Annotated in this window: 7 protein-coding genes and 1 pseudogene; all 8 read right to left on the reverse strand. The window is 69.0% G+C overall.

The genetic code is table 11. The features are described 5' to 3' along the window. Positions 1-231: 231 nt before the first annotated feature. The gene (locus GPA10_RS01790; RefSeq protein WP_058848270.1) at positions 232-1,284 is read right to left on the reverse strand and encodes a BMP family lipoprotein; all 1,053 of its coding nucleotides are present in this window, start codon (positions 1,282-1,284) and stop codon (positions 232-234) included. A gap of 381 nt (positions 1,285-1,665) precedes the next feature. Continuing rightward, positions 1,666-2,733, reverse strand: a complete 1,068-nt coding sequence (locus GPA10_RS01795; protein WP_343040188.1) for a BMP family lipoprotein — start codon at positions 2,731-2,733, stop codon at positions 1,666-1,668. A gap of 193 nt (positions 2,734-2,926) precedes the next feature. Then, the gene (locus tag GPA10_RS01800; protein WP_157164185.1) at positions 2,927-4,183 is read right to left on the reverse strand and encodes an amidohydrolase; all 1,257 of its coding nucleotides are present in this window, start codon (positions 4,181-4,183) and stop codon (positions 2,927-2,929) included. 698 nt (positions 4,184-4,881) lie between these two features. Continuing rightward, a pseudogene (locus tag GPA10_RS43935) lies at positions 4,882-4,989 on the reverse strand (hypothetical protein); the annotation flags it as partial. 472 nt (positions 4,990-5,461) lie between these two features. Next, positions 5,462-12,421: a polymorphic toxin-type HINT domain-containing protein gene (locus GPA10_RS01805; RefSeq protein ID WP_157163909.1), complete on the reverse strand. Its 6,960-nt coding sequence runs from the start codon at positions 12,419-12,421 to the stop codon at positions 5,462-5,464. Between the two features lie 95 nt (positions 12,422-12,516). Further along, on the reverse strand, positions 12,517-16,146 hold the full coding sequence (locus GPA10_RS01810) for a LamG-like jellyroll fold domain-containing protein (protein WP_343040189.1): 3,630 nt from the start codon (positions 16,144-16,146) through the stop codon (positions 12,517-12,519). A gap of 69 nt (positions 16,147-16,215) precedes the next feature. Beyond that, entirely contained in the window at positions 16,216-17,739 is a 1,524-nt protein-coding gene (locus GPA10_RS01815; RefSeq protein ID WP_157164186.1) for an FG-GAP and VCBS repeat-containing protein, read from the reverse strand. 379 nt (positions 17,740-18,118) lie between these two features. Further along, on the reverse strand, positions 18,119-19,354 hold the full coding sequence (locus GPA10_RS01820) for a hypothetical protein (protein ID WP_246258610.1): 1,236 nt from the start codon (positions 19,352-19,354) through the stop codon (positions 18,119-18,121). Positions 19,355-19,523 lie beyond the last annotated feature (169 nt).

Below are 19,523 nucleotides of genomic sequence, written 5' to 3' on the forward strand. Positions count from 1 at the left end.
ACTCTCCTCGGACACTGAAGGAAAGGGGGCCCGCGCCGCACCCGCGGTGTGGCCCTGTCTTCTCGGCTGGGGGTCGGGGATGCGCTCCCCGGGAAGGTGCTTGCTCGCGGACGGGGCCGCGGGCTGCCCGCGGTATCGGCCGCGGGCGAGGGGGCGGGGCGCCTCGGCCGCGCGAACGGGGCGCGAGGAAGCTTCCTCCTCACACCCCGTTCCGCGGCCGTGGAGCCGCCGTCACAGCGTCGTCTTGACCTTGATCTTTCCGCTGGTGATGCCCTGCTCGGCCGTCTTCAGGTCGGCCTGCAGGTCCTTCATCTTCAGGAACTCGGGGTTGGAGTCGGCGAGGCCGACACCGCCGGACGCGAGGTCCGCGCGCACGATGCCGCCCTTGGCCTTGCCATCCTGGACCGCCTTCACCAGGTTGTACACCGCACCGGCGACGTCCTTGGTGGCCGAAGTGAGGATGTACTTCTTGTACTTGGCGAGCGCCGACTGCTTGTACTGGTCGGAGTCGACGCCGATCGCCCAGATCTTCTTCGCGGCGGCGGCCTCGATGACGCCCTGCCCGGAGAGTCCGGCCGCGTGGTAGACCACGTCGGCGCCGCCCTCGATCTGGCCGCTGGCGGCCTCCTTGCCCTTGTCCGGGCTGGAGAAGCCGCCGTCCTCGGGCTTGTCGGCGAGGTACTGGCGCTTGACCTTGACCGACTTGTCGGTGGCCTGCACGCCCTGGACGAAGCCCGCCTCGAACTTGCGGATCAGCGTGTTGTCGACACCGCCGACGAAGCCGACGGTCTTGGACTTGGTGGCGTTGGCGGCGGCGACACCGGCCAGGTACGAGGACTGCTCCTCGTTGAAGACCAGGTCCGAGACGTTCTTGGCGTCGATGGTGGCGTCGTCGACGATGCCGAAGGTGACGTCGGGGTTCTTGGCCGCGACCTCCTTGACGGCGGGCGCGTAGGCGAAGCCGACACCGATCACCGGGTTGTAGCCCTGCTTGGCCAGCTCGGTGAGGCGCTGGATCTTGTCGGCGTCGGACTCGCCGTCGGTCGGCTCGACGGCTTTCTTGCCGACCTTGAGCTCCTTGGAGGCCTTGTTCATGCCCGCGGTCGCGGCGTCGTTGAAGGACTGGTCGCCCTCGCCGCCGATGTCGTACGCGAGGGCGACGCCCTTGCTCTTTCCGTCGTCGCTCTTGGCGGCGTCGCTGGAGGTACCGCCACAGGCGGAGACGGACACGGCGAGAGCGGCGGTCGCGACAGACGCGAACGCGATTCGGGACACCCGGCGCATAGAGACGAACTCCTTATGTACAAGGACGTGAGTACGTACGCGGCTCGTCGACCTGGGGACACGTGCTGTGCCGCATACATGCGGTGCGCCTCACCCGGCGCTGATTTCGCCGCAGCGTAACGCGCGTAGACCTGACATAAGAACCCTTCTGTCCGCTCCGTTATCGAGCTGTGGCCACCAGGCGTCGCCCGGGTGTCACCCGGGCGACGCGGCCTCGCGGGGGCCGGGGCGTTCCGGCTCAACGGGTTATACGTACGACGCCGACGGGGCCGGACGGAGGGTTATACGTACGACGTGAAGCGGGACACGACAGCCCGTGAAACGGCACACGACGGCCCGTGAAACGGCGCACGACGGCCCGTGAAGAGCCGGACACGACGGTCACGGGCGTGCCGATACCTCTACCTTTCCGTCGACGATGTCTCGCTTCGCCTGCTCGACGGCGGCGACGACCTCCTTCATGTCGCGGTAGGCGGGGTTGGAGTCCGCGAACCCGACCCGCCCCGACCGGAGGTCGTACCGCTGGGTGCCGGTCATCGGCTTGCCCTTGACGACGGACCCGGCGAGGTCGTAGACGGCGCCGCCGACGTCCTTCAGGGCCGAGCCGAGGATGTACTTGCGGTACTTGGCGAGGGCCTTCTGCTTGTACTGGTCGGAGTCGACGCCGATCGCCCACTTCCGCTGCGACCCGACCTCCTGGATCACGCCCTGCCCGGAGAGCCCCGCCGCGTGGTACAGCACGTCGGCGCCCGCTTCGAGCTGGCCGCTCGCCGCGTCCTGCCCCTTGTCGGGGCTGGCGAACCCGCCCTCCTCCGGCTTCTCCGTGAGGTACCGCTTCTCGATTTTGATCTTCGGGTCGACGGACTTCACGCCCTGGACGAATCCTGCCTCGAATTTATGGATGATCGGGATGTCCACGCCGCCGATGAATCCGACGTGGTCGGCCTTGGTGGCCTTCGCCGCGGCGACACCGGCGAGATAGGAACCCTGTTCCTCGTGGAATACGAGATCGGCGACGTTCCCGGCCTTGACGGTGTTGTCGTCGACGATCCCGAAGGTGGTGTCCGGGAACTTCTTCGCCACTTCCTGAATGGCGGGCGCGTAGATGAACCCGACACCGATCACCGGGTCGTAGCCCTGCCGGGCGAGCTGCTCGATGCGCTGGACCTTGTCGGCGCTGGACTCGCCGTCGCCCGGCTCCATGTCGACGCCGCCGATCCCGAAGTCCTTGCGGGCCCGCTCGTAGCCGGCGTGCGCGGCGTCGTTGAAGGACTGGTCGCCCTGCCCGCCGATGTCGTACGCGAGCCCGATGCCCTTGCCGTCGTAGCTGCCGGAACTTCCGCTGCCCTTGCCGTCCTTGCCGTCGTCCTTGGCGGCGTCGCTGCTGGTCTCGCCGCACGCGGTGGCCAGGAGAGCGAGGGCGGCCACCGCCACGAACAGGCGGGCCACTGGTTTCTCTGGACGTACTGGAAGCACTTGACGCACCCCTTACGTTCCCCAACGCGCCGTCGTGGGCGCTGATTTCGGCGCACATTAACGCGCGTAGAAAGGGAGGGGAACGGGTGCGGCTGCGGCCGTTATCGATTCGTGGCGGTTCCCGGAGCGGTATCGCGCCGGTCCGGGAACCGCAGGATTCGGGAGGTCAGGCGGAACGTTCTGCCGCGTCGACGAGGGCCGCGGCGGTGAAGAGTTCGACGCCCACGGTGATCGCGTGCTCGTCGGCGTCGAAGTCGCCCTGGTGCAGGTCGCGCACGCCGTGCTCGCCCGGGGTGCGCACACCGAGCCGGGCCATCGCGCCCGGCACGTGCTCCAGGTACCAGGAGAAGTCCTCGCCACCGAGGCTCTGCTCGGTGTCCTCGACGGAGGCGACGCCGCGACGGGCGACCATGGCGTCCCTGAGCAGCTCCGTGACCACCGGTTCGTTGACGACGGGCGGGACCCCGCGGATGTAGTTGATCTCGGACTTGGCGCGGTAGAGGTCCGCGATCTCCTGGATGGCGCCGTGTACGAGGTCGGGGGCCTGCCGCCAGGCGACGAGGTCGAGGCAGCGGACGGTGCCGGAGAGCTCGGCGTGCTGCGGGATGACGTTCGGGGCGTGCCCGGACTCGATGCGGCCCCAGGTCACGGAGAGACCGGAGCGGGCGTCGATGCGGCGGCCGACCAGGGCCGGGACCTCGGTGGCGACCTTGGCGACGGCGGTGACGAGGTCGGTCGTCAGATGCGGCCGCGCGGTGTGGCCGCCGGGGCCGTCGAGCGAGACCTCCAGGCGGTCGCAGGCGGAGGTGATGGGGCCGTGGCGCAGGCCGATGCGCCCCGCGTCGACGCGGGGGTCGCAGTGCACGGCGATGATGCGGCCGACGCCGTCGAGGGCGCCGCTCGCGACGGCGTCGGCGGCGCCGCCCGGGAGGACCTCCTCCGCGGGCTGGAAGATCAGCCGCACGGGGTGCGGGAGGCGCCCCTCGGCGGCGAGCTCGGCGAGGACGAGGCCCGCGCCGAGGACGACGGTGGTGTGCACGTCGTGTCCGCAGGCGTGGGCGCGGTCCGGGACGGTGGAACGGTACGGCACGCCCGTCTTGGTGTCCGGGATGGGCAGCGCGTCGATGTCCGCGCGCAGGGCGAGGGCGGGGCGGCCCGGCTGCGGTTCACCCCCGATGTCGCAGATGAGCCCGGTGCCGATGGGGAGCACACGGGGCGTGAGCCCGGCCCGCTCGAGCCTGGCCTTGAGCGCCGCGGTGGTGCGGAACTCCTGGTTGCCGAGCTCGGGGTGCATGTGCAAGTCACGGCGGAAGGCGATGAGTTCGGCGCGCAGCGCATCGGGCAGCGCGCCCGGCATGTCCCCCGGCTGGTCTCCGGGGGACGCGGACTCGGATTCGGCGTCGGCCTTGGGCTCGCGGGACATCAAATGGTTCACCCTGTGAAGGGTAGGGCGATCGTGGGGTCAACTAACCCTCGATCAACAAAAGTTCAGCCAGATTGAGGTAAGAAACTAGGCGCCCGTGCGCATGTCCGGCTGGTACGGAGGGTATGAAGGATAGTTACCTTCCGCTTGCGGAGGGATATCTCCGCAGGTCAGCCCGGGGCGCCGGGGGGATGAGGTGTCATCCTCCCGGGGGGCGCTGCTGCCTCCTCCGCTTTTCGTCCGGGTGGACGGGACAGGGCGGGACGGAGCGCGGGCGGGGGGGGCGGAGGGCCCGGTTCGGCCCGCCGCCGCCGATAATAACCCCCTATAGCGGGATTTCCGGTCACTGAGGCGCATGGGCCTCGGGTGCCCAGGTGGACCAGAGGGAAACGCCGCTTCCCCGCCGGGGCCGGGCAGCGCCCCTCCCCGGCCACCAATCCCACCCGCCCCGCTGCTCCGAAGGAGGGGATGTGCGGCCCGGAGACGCGAGATCACCACGGCCCCGCCGTGGCACCCACGCACCCAAGGCCCACCGGACGGCCGGCGCCCGCATACGCCTCCCTGCGAGCCGGGGCGCCGGCTTGTCCGCCAAGGACTTCGCCCGGGTTGGCCGATATCACCGCGTTCTCGCGTGGCGCAGTTTCTCTGCCGCGGAATGCATCGGTGGGCCCCAGAGGCCGTTTTCGCCGGACAGAGAATTACAACTGGACCAACTTCGACTCAGCTCGACCGTCCCGACAGAACTGCCCTTTCCGAGTTTCGTAACCCCCGTCACTCAACTCGCTTGCATAGGGCACAGGATCGTCGGCGAAGTCGTGACTCTAAGCGACCTTGACGTACCTCATGAATTTGAGTCATCACGGGGGGACTCAACCCCCAGGCAGGCAACAATCAAATCCAGCTCGGCATTCATGAAGAGCTGGAAGTAGTATCCACCCCGGCTGCGATCATCGATGAACCCGATGGAAAGTTCGGCGCCGTCGTAAGCGCGGAGGGCATCAAGAGCGTCGCTGAATCCGATCGAAGACTGCCCAGAGCGCCGCGCACCGCGCTGCCTCCTCTCGTACACAGCGAGTAGGCGCTGAGCTGGCACAGCTTCAGGCCAGACCTCAAACTCGGCGCCGGCACTTAGAGCTGCTCGCGAAAGAAGACGCACTTCGCTGTCTCCCGCCAGGAGTTGAGTAAGACGGCTTCTTTCCACGACACCCTCCGCTGCACCAGCATACTTACCCGACTCCGAGCTAGCGGCCTTCCGGCGCGCTCACCGCGCATCGACCATCAGCCGCCGGGTGTATACCAAGGCCCTCTATCGACACTGATCTCCGCACCCTCAATTACTCCACGTAGGGCATGTTCGGATTCTTCGTATACTTCATGCGCGGTTCCATGAATCCGCACATCTCTTCCAGCGGGGACACTCGAATGCGGAATTCGCATCACAATCCCTCCAGGACCCAGCTCATCTGCCGCGTCAAGAGCTACGTCCTCGTAGTCGTGAGTCCAAGACGTGAATTCACTGCCCGTATTGCCGCCCGCGTGACGCCCCGGATCGCTATGCCCGCCATGCGGGACAGCACGCCCCTCAAGTGCATCGTCATACTTCGGATGCTCGTTGGGAACTCCGCGATAAAGGTAGCCATCCCCTCCACCACAGTTATGCACGAGTACCGGCGCAGCCCCCGCGAGCACATAGTACGTATGCAGATCCGCGACCGTGAGGTTGTGCACGGCCGCCGACTGCGTCCAACGCTCCACCGCCGAGATCTGGACGTACGTCCCGGAACTCGTCCGCAGCCACTGGCCCGACCGGAGGGCCTTCGCGTCGATCCACTCCGACAACTCCGGCACCCAGAAGGGATGTCCGTCCGTCGCCGTGACCGAGGCTGTCTTGTCGCCCTTCTCGCCGTCCGTGTCGATCGTGACCTTGACAAGGTGCTTGGCACCATTGCCCTTGATCTCCGCCGTTACCGTACGAACCTTCGTCTTGCCGGTCCTCGGATCCGTGGCGAGGACCTTGTCGCCCACGTCGACATCTCTGATGGACTTCGTACTGCCGTCCGCCATGAGAACTCTGGTGCCTGGTGTGAAGCTGTTGGAGACGGTTTCACACCGTTTCGCTGCGGCCTCCGCCCTGTCGGCCTTCTTGTCCAGGCTTCGCCACTTGCCGTAGCTGCTCTTGAGTTTGCCCAGCAGGCCCCAGATCCGTTTGGCGAGTGCGACGCCCTTCTTCCAATGCCACAAGTACTTCTTGGCCAACTGTCCGATCTTCGCGCCGATCGCGCTCGTGACGACGTTCAGGATCGTGGCGCCGCAGGAGCCGAGGCTGCCGGTGCTGAAGCAGTCCAGGGCATCGGTGATGCCCAACTCGTCCGAGAGGATCTGGCCGAGTTCCTTGGCGGCGGAGACCGCGAAGCTCTTCTCGACGTTGGCCCGGGAGCGGGCGACGACGGCTTTCCGCTGTGCCGGGGTTTTGTCGAGCTGGAAGTACGTGTAGTAGGTCTTGGTGACCTTTACGTCGTGGCCGCCCCTGTTGTTCAAGTTGCACTGGACACCAGGGAGTTTGCACTCCTCGGGCATCATCCCCGTCGGGTCCGACAACGTCACCGGACTGTTGTTCGCGTACGCGTACCCGTTGATCTGCTGCGGATCGGTGAAGTCGATCAGCGGGTCGGCGGAGATGAAGCGGCCGTTCTCCGGCTCGTACTCCCGGGCCCCGATGTGGGTCAGCCCCGTCGACGCGTCGACCGGCTTGCCGAGGAAGCCCTTGTCGTCGACCCAGGGGTCGCTCACCGCGGTGCCGCGGGCGTTGCCGAAGGGGTCCATGCGGCGCCGCGTCATCGCCCCGGTCTTCGCGTCGACCGCCGTGAGGGAGGTCCCGTGGTGGTCGCCCGCCAGGAACCGCACGCCCTTCGGTGTGCGCGTCGCGACCGTCTGGCCGGCGAAGGAGTAGTAGCGGGTGGCCTCCACCGCGCGGGTGGCGGTGTCGAGGGACAGCTCCATGCCGGGCAGGTACAGCGTCTGCTTGCCGGGCTCCTTGCGCAGCAGACGGCTGCCGGAGGCGTCGTAGGAGAACGTCGTCGCCTCGGTGTCCGGTTTCGCCGACTTCGTCAGCTTTCCGGTGGCGTCCCAGGTCAGATCCTGCGTCGTACCGTTCAGGACCCGCTGGCGGGTGTTGCCCGCCTTGTCGTAGGCGAAGGTGTCCTGCGACTTCACGGCCGGACCGCTGCCGCTCGCGGGGGTGTCCGTCACCACCTTGGTGAGGGTGTGCGGGCCGCCGTTGCCGTCCGCGCCCTTGCCGTACGAGTACGTCCGCGTCATGTCCGGCTTGCCGCCCACACCGTGCAGGACCTGCCTGCTGCGGTTGCCGGACGCGTCGTAGTCGAAGTCCTGCCAGTAGGCCGCGGGACCGCCGAGCGTCGGCGCGGTGGGATCGTCCGCGCACGCCTTGTTCGCCTTGCCGGTGCCCGCCGCCTCGTCGGCCGGGTTGGCCGTCGCCCAGGCCGACTTCAGGCGCCGCTGCCAGTCGTAGCGGAAGCACTGGACGTCCGCCTGGCCGCCCGTCGGGGTGTCGGCGATCGAGGTGACGTTGCCTGACGCGTCGTAGGTGTAGTCGGTGTCGGCGGTCACCGGGTCGACACCGGATATGTCCACCCGGGAGTTCATGAGCCGGTCGGTGCCGCGCTCCCGCTCGTAGGTGAGCCAGGTCTTCTTGCCGTCGGAGCCGCCGATCGTGCCCAGTTCGAGCTGCTGGAGCTGGGAGGTGGGGGCGTAGGACGCCAGACCGACGTAGGCTCCCTGCTTCTTGCCGTCGAGCGTCGAATCAAGTCGAGTGGGGCGTTGCAGACTGTCGTACGTGTACGTGAGCACCTCTGAGCCCAGGCCACCTGCGGCAGGGACGGTCTGCGTCTGGACCGTGCCGTCCGGGTTGTACTGCGTACCGAACTCGTAGGTCGCGGCGAGTTCGGCGGCCGTGTCGCCACCGAGCGCCACCTTGGTCGACGTCGGCTGGTACATCTCGTCCAACGTGACGTTGACCGTCGAGGTCTGCACCTTGCCGTTCTCGTACATGTACGACCCGTACGGCTGCCCCTTGGCGACCTGGTCGTACGTCGTGGCCGTGAGCTGTGTGCCCTTCTCCGGCTCACCCTCCCACGTGGAGACCGGGCGGCCGAGCACGTCGTAAGACGTGGACACCGTCCTGTCCCGCATGTCGGTCGTGGAGACGAGACGGTCCAGGGAGTCGTACGCGTACGAGGACCTGCCCGTGTCCGGGTCGATGGACAGGATCTTGCGGCCCCGCTGGTCGTACTCGTACGACCAGGAGTTCCCGGCCGCGTCCTCGACGTCCTTGAGTTGTCCGGCGGGCGTGTAGGCGTAGGACGTGGACTCGTAGTCCTGCGAGGTGCCGTTGGGCAGCGGCTTGTCGCCCTTGTAGCGGCGGATCTCCGTCGTCCTGTCGCGGCCGTCGGTGATCGTCGTCGTGGGCGGGGTACCGGCGGGCGGGTCGACGTGGACGCGGTCGCCGCCGTAGGTGTACGTGGTGCGCCACTTCTCCTCGTCGGCGACCTGGAAGATCTCCGCCGTCCTGCGGCCCGCGCCGTCGTACTGGCTGAGGGTCTGGCCGTCCACCTCGCCGGTGGGTTTGAAGATCTCGTCCTCGGGCCCCTTGGAGGTGTAGTAGTCGGAGGTGGTCCGCACGACGTTGCCAAGTCCGTCGTAGTGCGTGTCGGCGACCACTCGTCCGCCGTTCGGGCCCTCGGACTGCTGCTGGCGCGGCCTCAACAAGCCGTCGTAGAGCGTGTACTCGGTGCCGTAGGACGTACCGCTGTTCTCGATCTTCTCCGTCTTCACCGCTGCCGGCGCGCTCTTACGGATCAGGTAGGTGTACTTGATGGCCGGGGTGTGGTCCTTGTCCCGGGGCCGGTCGGGCAACCACACGGAGGTGACACGACCGAGTGCGTCATGGCCGATGTCACTGCGCTTGCCGTTCATGTCGACCTGCGCGGACGGGGCGCCCCAGGAGCGGACGTACTCCGTGGAGACTTGCCAGCCCTTCGGGTTGGTCTCGGTCTGCCTGGTCGTCAGCCCGTCGGTCTCGGTGTACGCGAACTTCGTCTCGGTGCCCTTGGCGTCCGCCACCTTCAGCGGGCGTCCGAATCGGTCGAAGTCGGCGGGCGCGGACTCCGTCACCGTCTGGTACGTGGCCTTGGTGCCGTCGTGCTTGGAGAGGCGCTGCACCTTGGTCACGTCGCCCTTGACGGGCGCGCCGCCGAGGGCCTGGCCGTCGTAGTAGGTGCGCTCGTCCGAGATCACCTGGGTCTTGCGGTCAGGTGCCGTCTCACAGGTGACGGCGACCTTCTCGACGCGGGAGACCAGGTCGTAGATGTGCTTCGCCTCGCTGTCGGCGAACTCGGTGCGGACGCACTGGTTGTCGGTGGCATCGCCGACCTTGCCGTAGTCGTCGGTCTCGGTGGCGCGGCCGGTCCGCGCGTCGTAGCGGGTGGTGGCGGAGGTCTCCTGCCACTTGCCGCCGGCCAGGGCCGTGTACGTCTTCGTGGACTGGGGGCGCACGTAGTACGCCTTGCGGGTGCCCCAGTCCTCGACGCGGGTCGCCGTGGCGCGGGACCAGGCGGTGCTGATGCTCTTGGAGATGATCCGGTCGGCTTCGTAGGCGCCGTTGTAGGTGATCGTCTCCAGCTCCTGGCCGGAGAGTTCCTCGTCGTCGGCGTGGACCGTACCGGTGGAGTCCTTGACGTCGCCGCCGAGGCCGCGCAGGAAGACGTGCTCCGATCGCTGGTTCGCTGTGCTGACGGTGCCATCGGACTTCGTCACGCGGACCCTGCCGTAGCCGCGCCAGTCGCTGTGCGTGCGGTACTCGTCCTTGGTGATGCCGTCGGGCCTGGCCTTCTTCCAGCCCGCGTCGCCCTGGTACTCGTAGTCGCTGACGCTGTCGGGCGTGCCTCCGGTGAGGTCGTCCTCCAGGACGCGTCTGACCACGTACTTGTGGAACCAGTCGGTGATCGGCTTCTCGTGGCCCGGCGGGTTCCACTTGACCGGGTAGCAGGCCGACTTGGGCGCGTCCTCCGACGGCAGGTCGCTCGCCCTGCACTCCGCGTCGCGGTAGAGGACGTTGAGCTGACCGCCCGTTCCGTTGTTCACGCCGGAGAGGCGGAAGCGGTTCATCGCCTGGATGCTGTCGCCGGGCTTGTCGACCCGGTTGGGCAGCTGCTGGCCGGTGAGTTCCACGGCCGGGGTGCTGACCGTGCCGGACCCCGCGTGGCCCGTCTGCTTGATCGAGTCGAGCCAGAGCGACTTGGAGCTGTCGCCGTTGTCCGTGAAGAGGTGGCCGAGGATCCAGGAGTCGACGTCCGCGTAGCCGTCGCCGTAGCGGATCTGCGTCGTGACCTTGCTCAGCTTCTTGCGGGTCCAGAAGGTCGGGCTGTTCTGTCCCTTGCACTTGGTGCCGGACTTGCAGTTGAGGTCCCAGGGGACGTCGGGCCAGCGGCCCGCCGTCGCGTCGGTGAGGTCGCCGGGCTCGCAGTCCGCCGCCGCGGCCAGGCACCGCTCGTCGGTGTCGAACACCATGCGGGCGGCGGCCGGGGTGCTGTACACCTTGCCGTCCTGCTGACCGTAGTCGACCCGCTTGAGGTAGCCGCCGCGGGTGTACGACTTGCCGTTCTCGTCGGTCTGAAGGTTCTGGGTGTAGTAGTTGGTCTCCTTGCCGTAGAAGTACGACATTGCGTTGCCGTGCGGGTCCACGACGTAGTCGAGGTTCCAGCGCCAGGCCTGCTTGCAGTGGGACTCCGCGAAGGTCGCCTTGTTGCAGGGCTCCTTGTCGTCGTCGCCGTAGACGGGGACGGTCCAGGCGGAGCCGGTCTGCTCCTTGCCCGAGGTGTAGCCGGGCAGGTTGTCCAGGCCGAAGTAGTACTGGGTGCCGTCCGTCGTCGTGACGCGCCAGTGCTCGCCGTCGTCGTCGCCGTTGCTCGCGCCGGTCAGCTTCTCGATCTTGCTGTTGTCGTCGCCGCTGATCCGCCACTTCCCGGACTCGTCGTCCTTGATCAGCTCACCGGAGCCGGCGCCGCCCAGCTGGATGGTGGCGTTGTCGTACGCCCAGCACTGGTCGCCGTTGGCCTTGGCGTGGCCGTCGTCGGAGCACGGCTTGTACCTGCGCTCGATGAAGCCGGGCTCGTAGCCGAAGCCCTGCCCGATCCAGGAGCCCTGGTTGTTGGTGGCGGCGGTCTGACCGTCCACGGACTGGGAGTTGTAGGACAGCGCGACCGACGGCACGAGGCCGCCCGGGGCGGGCGGGGTGCGCAGCGGGTACGTCCAGTTGAACGCGCCGGAGGAGTTGGAGACGCTCCACTCGGCGGCCGGCGCGAGGGGCGTGGCGCCGAAGCTGCCCTGGTCGCCGGAGGCCCCCGCGGTCGCGGCGAGCACGGTGGCCGCACCGGCGGACCCGCTGCGGGCGCCCACCGGGACGTCGGCGCTCAGCGTCCGCGCGGCGGCGTCGTTGGTGCCGGACGTCAGCTCACGCGGGGTCGTGCAGCCCTTCTTGCCCGGGGTGCTCAGCGCGCACTCCGGGAGCTGTACGAGGCGGAGGCGGGAGCCGTAGCCCGCGCCGTAGGCGTCGGCGAATCCGGAGTAGTCGAGGGTGACGCGCGCGGCGCCGGGCTTGGCGGCGGTCCTCGGCTCGGTTGCGGCGCCCGGTTTGGCGCCGGTCCCCGGCTCGGTTGCGGCGCCCGCCCGCGTGGCCTTTCCAGCGACGCCGACCGTGAGCAGGACGCCGTCGATCCCCGCCGCCTTCGTCTGCTTCCGGCCCGCGACGACGACCTTCACCGCCGCCGGTGTGACGGCTCCGGGTCCGGAGCGCTTCTCGGGCGGGCCGATCTCGACGGGGGTCCCCCGCGCCCCGACGGACCGCGTGGGGTTGCCGCCGAGGGAGACGACGGCATCGGTCGCCTCGGGCCAGGTGACGTCGGCCGCCCGCCGCACCCGCGCCTTCTCCGCCGGATCGGGCCCGCTGCTCCGCTCGGCCTTGAGATCCGTGCCCGGCACCGGCTTGCCGAGGTCCTCCTGGAGGCCCGGCCGGGAGCGGCCCTCGTCGTCGGCCGACGCCTGCGGAACGTACTGCGGGAGCAGTCCCACGGCCATGGAGACGCCCAGGGCGAGGATCACCTGACGGCGCAGCCCGCGATGGGCGGGCCAAGAGGGCAGACGGAACCGCTGGGACGTAGACATGTCTCAACTCCGGGAGGTCTCGGAAGAGGGGGCGCGGGCGGGTGTCGTGGCGGCCGGGGCGGCTGTCGTCCTGCCGCCCGGCACGCTGCCTGCGCCTATGTCACCGTTCCGTCCAGGTTCACACCGGACTCCAGGCTCGCGACGGTGGCCACCAGCGCCTCGTCGAAAGCTCCTTCGAAAACCCGTACCTCATCGATCGCGCCGGAGAAGTACTGAGACCCTGACGTCAGTCCGGCACGTCCCACTTGGAAGCCGGCCGTGGCGAAGTTCCACTCGTTGGGCCACTTCACCACCTCTTCGGTCCATTGACCGTTCACGTAGAGGCGGACCTCTTCGAAGAGGGCGTTGTAGGACAGCGCGAGATGATCACCGTCACCGGAGCTGCTCGGCTGGAAGCCCTGCGCGGTGGCCTCATGTGTGACGGCGTCCGACGCGTCCTTGTCGGTCAGCCTCAGTTTCCAGCGGCCACTGTCCTTGTCGAACCGGACACTGGCCGCCGAGCCTTCGGTTCCCGGCAACGCGAACACCGTCTGGCTCACCTTGGGATCCGGCGAACTCAACCGGGCCCGCGCGGTGATCGTGAAGCTCGCCCTGGACTTCAGCAGCCCGGCGGTGCGGCTCGCATAGCCGTCCTTCCCGTCGAGCGACAGATGTCCGTCTCCCCATACGGGCTCCTCGGCCGACTTGCAGTTCGGGTCGAGGATGTCGCAGGTGTCGTCCGCCTGGTACACGGAGGACCCACCGTGCATCGTCAGCCCCTTGCCGTCCGAGCGGTCCGGCAGCGTGCCGCTGTCGGACTCGTCCATGTCCCAGTAGGCGCGCTGCCGCGGGGGGATTCCGCCGAGGCTCTCCGTCTCGACAGCGGCCAGGACTCGGTCGAAGACCTGGACGTCCGCGACGGTCCCCTTGAGGTTCGCGGTGTATCCGGCGGGCTCCAGGGCGCGTCCGATCTGCAGTGAGCCGGTGGCGTTCCAGGCCGTGGGACGCTGCTGGACGTCGCCCTTCACCAGCATGCCGTTGACATACATCCGCATCGTGCCCCGTATACCGGACCTGACCTCCTCCTTGTCGTAGACGCCGACCAGGTGGGTCCACTCGTCCGGAACGGGCCGGGGCCCCTGTACCTCCCACGAGACCATTGAGTCGAGCTCGCTGTCGGGAGCCAGGAAGGACCACCGCTTGGAGGTGGCGTCGTACCCGAGCGAGAAGCCCGAGCGGGCCGAACCGTCCTGGCTGACGACGCTCATGGAGGTCTTCGGCAGCTCGGGGAGCTGCACCCAGGCGGCCACGGAGAAGGTCTTGTCCGTGTCGACCACGTGCTGACCAGTGTTGAGGTAGGCGCCGCTGCCGCCGTTCAGGGTGGCCGCCGTGCGCACCGAGCCGTGCGGGCCGTCCTCGCCGAACGTCACGCCCGAGCCCGCCGTGGCCGCCGGGGTGTTGTCGTCGCCGACGGCCTCCTTGGAACCCGCGGGGTCGGACAGGCCCCAGGACGCTTTGGCGGAGCGGCCCTTGGCGACCCGGAAGCGGTAGGACCTGGTGATGTCCTTGGTGTTGCCGGCCCGGTCCTCCGCCCGGACGAACAACGCCATGGGGGCTTCCCGGCGGGGCATCCAGCGCACGGTGACCGGCCTGCCGGGAGAGGTCGGCGTGACCGTGCGCTCCTCCTCACCCGTGAACTGGTAGCGGTACTTGACGACGTCGGTGCCCTCGGAGTGCAGCTCGAAGGTGCCGTAGTCACCCACGCCGTCGTGCCACTCGTCGTCGTTCGGGTACTTCTCGGACTTCACGTCCGGCGCGGCCGGCTTGGTCGAGTCGAGGATGAACTCGCAGCGGGTGCCGGAGCCCTCGTGACTCCAGGGGCCCCAGGACGCGTCTGCTCCGGGGATGTCGTCTCCCCCGCGCACCCACCATCCGATCACGGTGTTCTGCGGCAGGGTGAACTTGCCCGTGCCGTCCCCGGGGATGTCCTCGCCGGCCTTGTAGCTGAACCCGGCGACGCCGCTGTCGCGGCCCCGCTGCGAGCGGGACTGCTTGTAGTCGGTCGTGACGGCGTACTTCTTCTCCTTGCCGTCCTTGTCCGTCCAGAAGATCTCGAACTGCGCCCGGAGCTTCTCCGAGTTGCCGCCCGCGTCGCCGTGGTCGGCGTCCCAGATCTCCGCGGACAGCGTCGGCACCGTCTTCGTGTAGTGCTTGGTGGCCTCCCCGTAGGCGCAGGAGCCCCCGGAGTCCATGGTCAGGTCGCCCATCTTCGGCTGGTACGGCGGCCGGTTGTACGTCACTTCCAGCGCCGCGTTGTTGCAGAAGCGCTTCCAGGAGACGTACGAGTCCTCGCTGGCGGCCTGGAGGCCGAACGTGGTGGTGTCCCAGCCGCTGGACGCCGCTTTCTGGACAGTTCCCTGGACATTAAAACGAACGTTCTGATTAGTCGCGGTACAGGAACCGGTGGGGTGGGTCGGCGACTCCGACGTGATGTGGTCCTTGCTGGATGGCCGGTTGGACCAGTTCGTACGGGAGTTGATGGCACTGCCGCCGGAGCTGTTCACGCGGTGCAGCTGCACCGAGCGGGCCTCGCTGTTGTACGTGTGCACCAGCGTGATCGCGAACTCCGCCTTGAGGATCTTCTTGCCCTCGAAGCTGCCGGTCGGCAGGGCGTAGTACTGCCGCTGCACGTCGTCGCTGCCGGTGCAGCGCACGGAGTAGTTGGCGGGGCAGCGGCCGACGCCCTTGCCGGACTCCACGCCGTCGTCGGAGTTCGGGAACTTCCAGCCTTCGAGGGTGGGCTTCGCCGACGACACCCAGGTCCAGGCCGTACGGCCCTTCGTCCGCGCGACCGGGTCAATGATCACCGGGTAGCGCGTGTGCTCGCCCCTGAGCAGGGCCAGGTCGGGCTTCAGGGTCATGACGTCCCGGCGCAGGCCGAGTCCGACATCGGCGACCCGGGCACCGTCACCCGGCGCGGACTGCGCCGCGGCGGCCGAGGGCTTTCGCCGCGCCGCGCTCCGACTCTCCCCGCTGGAGTCCCACATCACCGGTTGCGGAGCCTCGAAGACCGTGCCTCCGTCCTGCGTGTCCTTCGCCACCAGGCCGCCCCGGGCATCCTGACCGAGGGTGACGCCCCGCGTCGTGACGGGCAGGTCGACGGCGGCCAGCGCGGGGTTCGCCGCCGCCTTCGCGGACTTGACGACCAGCAGGTGCGCGAACCCCTCGGGCTCCGCGCGGACGACCAGGTCGACGTCCGGCAGTACCGCGCGGTACGTGGCCGTTGCGCCCTCGACCTCGGGGGCGGGGAGCCTGCCGGGCCAGGACAGGGAGAACGTCCTGCCGTCCCGGCCCATCGTGGCGAACGGCCCTTCGCCGCCACCGGAGAACGTCACGGCGGTGGGGGTGGCCTTCGGGGCGAGGGTGCCGTTCGGCTGCTCGACCAGCGTCGTGTCGATGTCGGCCCAGGCATCACCCTTCCAGGTGCGTACCGGCTGTGCGAACTCCTTGACGGTGAAGGTGCCGTCGGGGTTCGCGAACGTCTGGGCGCGTTCGCTGCGGCGACCGATGACCTCGACGCGCTTCCCGGACTCGTCGGCTCGGCGGGCGGCCGCGTCGTCCGTGAGTGCGGTGCGCGGTGCGGCGCCCGCCGCCGCCTTCGCCGACGACCGTTCGACCGGTACTGCGGTAGCGGTGGAGAGCCCACTGACCCCCGCCGCGAGGACGGATGTCACCGCTGCGACCACGACGGCGGTTCTTCGCGCCCGCCGAACTCCCCTGCTCTTCAGCATCCCCAGATCCCCCTGATCCCCCTGCTACCGGATGTCCGAACCGAAGGCCTTGCCCTCGTCCGGCACACCGTCCGCGCCCGGCTTCACCGTGCGTACCGTCCCCGTGCCGCTCTCGATCTGGGTCCAGGTCGCCGCGTACACCAGACCCTTCCGGTCGCCGGACGTCTTGCTGTAGGGCACTCCCACGTACAGAAGCCGATAGTTGGCCCACAGGCCGAGACCCGTGAAGTCGCGCTCCTCGGCCGCCCCCGGCAGGCCGCGGCCTCGCGTGAGGACCTTGGCTCCGCGCCCAGGCGTGCCCAGGGCGGACAGGATGTGCACGGCGCCGGCGTTCTCCGCGGCCCCCACTTCCTGATTCGGGACGCTGACGGCCAACTTGATCGACTCGGAGGTTCCGACCGCTCCCGGATCGGTGCTGGCCAGGGCGACCCGGTGGCCGAAGTGGTCCGCTGCCGTCGGGCGCTCGTCACCACCCGTCGCCAGACGGTCGATGAAGTTGATCTCAGTGACGGCGCCTGACGGCTTGATCCGCAGGATGGTGACGGCGCCCGCGTCCGCGACAGAGCCCACGTTTTCGTTGGGGGTGCCGACGGCCAGCAACGCGTCCGTCTCGGAGTCCGCGCCGGAAGGCCTGTACGGGACCATGGACAGCGCCGTACCGAAGCGGTCGCCCTCGGTGGACGCTCCGGACACCAGAGCCGGGTGATTCTCGTCCACACCGTCCAGGACGGTCGGGCGCCCGTCCTCGATGGTGTGGTTGAACAGCGTCACCGAACCGGCGAAGGACTCGTCGCCGATCCCCTCGCCAGGCACTCCTACCGCGATGTAGCGACTCGTGGCCGTGAGGGACTGGCCGAGGCGGTCGTTGGTCTCGGCGGCTCCGGGCACGTCCGGATCATCCTGATTGACCGTTGTCTTGGTCGTGCCCTGGACGTAGTGGATGCAGCCCGCATCCGAGATGTCGCCAATGGCTTCGCCCGGTACGCCGATGGCGAGGTAGGGCTTGCCACCCGCCTTCGTTCCGGCTGCGAGGGCGTAGCCGAAAAGGTCCCCGGCCTCTGTTGAGGTACCACTGTCGAGGCCCGCTTGGGTATAGCTCTTGATGGTGGAGCCCTGCCCGATACCCGCGGGCCTGCCGTGGATGACATAGACCGCGCCGGCATCCGCCTGCGGGCCTTCGGCGGTGGTGACGTCCTCGTAGGGCGTACCCACCACCAAGTCGTCGCAGCCATCGCTGTCGGCGTCGTACACGGCGATCGACGCGCCGAACTTGTCGCCCGTCTCGGGGCTGGCCGTCATGCCGCTGAGCTCCTGGGAGATCTCGGTGACTCCCTTGTCGCCGCCGAGTACGACGCGGACCAGGCCTGCGTTCGCCTTGCCGTCCACGGTGGCTTCGGGGTCGGCCACAGCCATGTCACGAATGCCGTCACCGTTGAAGTCCGACCCCACCCCGGCGGTGCACGCTGCGGCCGCCGCGGGCGGCGCTCCCACCCCAAGCGATGTCGTGGCCGCCGCCACCACGAGGGCCGCGGCCACACCCCATCTCATCGTCTCCACAGTCCCCACCCCAGAGTCACAGAGCACCGTCACAGGATGTTCACGGCGGGGTGAAGCTAATGCTTTGGCCATCCGAACCGTCAAGGTGACGCAGGACACACCACATAGCTGTGTGGTGCAGCTTGATGGCTCTCCGTAGTCCCCTCTGGCGACTACCGGCCATGCGGTGTGAACGTCGGAGGGGCACGCATGGGAGCGACGGCACGCACATCGTGGTGATCCGGTGCGGCGAGAATCAGCCATGGCGCGTCCGGTGGCGGCTCGGAGGCGTCACGGAACGCGCAGGAACTGCTGCGAAGAATTTGCGAATTCACTGGGCGGTATGCCCCTGCGGCGCCGCGTCCGGCGGGTGCGCAGGCAGGGGCGGGTACTACGCCGGTGCTGTTTGCTGTTCTGCTTCTCTGGCCGCCGGCACCCCTGGTGGGCCTTCGGGCCCGGCAGGTGGTTCCGGTGCCGTCAGCCGCTGCACGTCCCGCGCCGTCCCCGTCACCCCCGACAGGAACCCCTGCGCCCGCGGCGAGGCGGAGTCCGTCAGCCAGGCCGGGTCGATGTCCATGACGGCGACCCTGACCTCCGTACCGGCCAGGGCGAGGGGGAGGGTGTGGACGACCGTGGAGGGGAAGCTGAGGATGGTGCTGCCGATGGGGCCGCGGCGGGCGATGAGTTCCAGGGGGAGGTCGGGGCGTACGACCTGGAGGCCCGTGTCGACGGCCAGGCGGTGCAGCTTCTCGGCGCTCTCGCGGCGGTGGGCGAAGTAGCGGGTCGCGCCGTGCGCGCGGGCCAGCTTGTCGACCGCTTCGACATAGCGGTCGAGGTCCACCACGCCCGTCTCCACCAGCGAGGTGCCGACCAGGTCGGCGCCCTTGATGATGCGGGGCGGCCCGAAGCGGGCCCGGGTCCAGGCGAAGGAGTTGACCGTGACGGTCACCCCGTCGGGCGCCGACTCGATCGGCATGGACGAGAAGACCTCGACCCGGCGGCGCCCGGTCGGGCTCGGGGTGAGACGGCGGCGCGCCTTCGCCGACACCGGCATGAACACCATGTCCCGGGGGCCGGGTCGGCCACCGCGGCGGTGCCAGCGCACCAGGCGTTCGCCGCGCGCCAGTTGATTGACGAACTCCATCGTCGCCGTGCCGTCGTCCACGACGACCAGGTCGCGGGCGCGTGTGATGGTCAGGAGCAGTTGCACGTACCGCGAGAACGGGTCGCCGATCACGATCCGGGCGGCCCTGCGCAGCGGCCCGGTGAGGCCCCCGATGGTGTGGAAGGGCGCGGACGCCCCGCCGCGCGCCTCCTCCCAGCGCACCTGGAAGCCGTCGCCGCGCGCCAGTTCGGCCATGCGGCGCAGCTGGCCGCGCGTCATGGGGTCGGTGGGCGAGAGGACGACCAGGGTCAGGTCGCCGTGGGGCACGCCCTCTGACGGTGGCTCGCCCTCCGATCCCGTCGGCCGGCCCGGCTCGCCCTCCGACCCCGTCGGCCGGCCCGACTCCCCCGCCGCGTACGCCCATTCCAGGACATTGAGCAGCTGCACCGGCGACTCCACGAACGCCAGCGTGCCGCGTCCGGTCGTCGGGGCGGCGGCGCGCCGTCCGCTTCGTACTGACATGAGTCCTCCCGTGCACAGCGGTGTGGCGGTCCCCCGTGGAGCCGCCGAAGCTCCGGCCACCGGGGCCGGAGCCGACAAAGCCGCGGTCCCGCTCGGCGGGGCCGCGGAACCGGTGCCCCGGGGTTCCCGGGGCACCGGCGGACCAACTGCTGATGCCTGCCGCCCGGCG

This window comes from Streptomyces typhae (genome assembly GCF_009755605.1).
In the GTDB taxonomy this organism is placed as follows: domain Bacteria; phylum Actinomycetota; class Actinomycetes; order Streptomycetales; family Streptomycetaceae; genus Streptomyces; species Streptomyces typhae.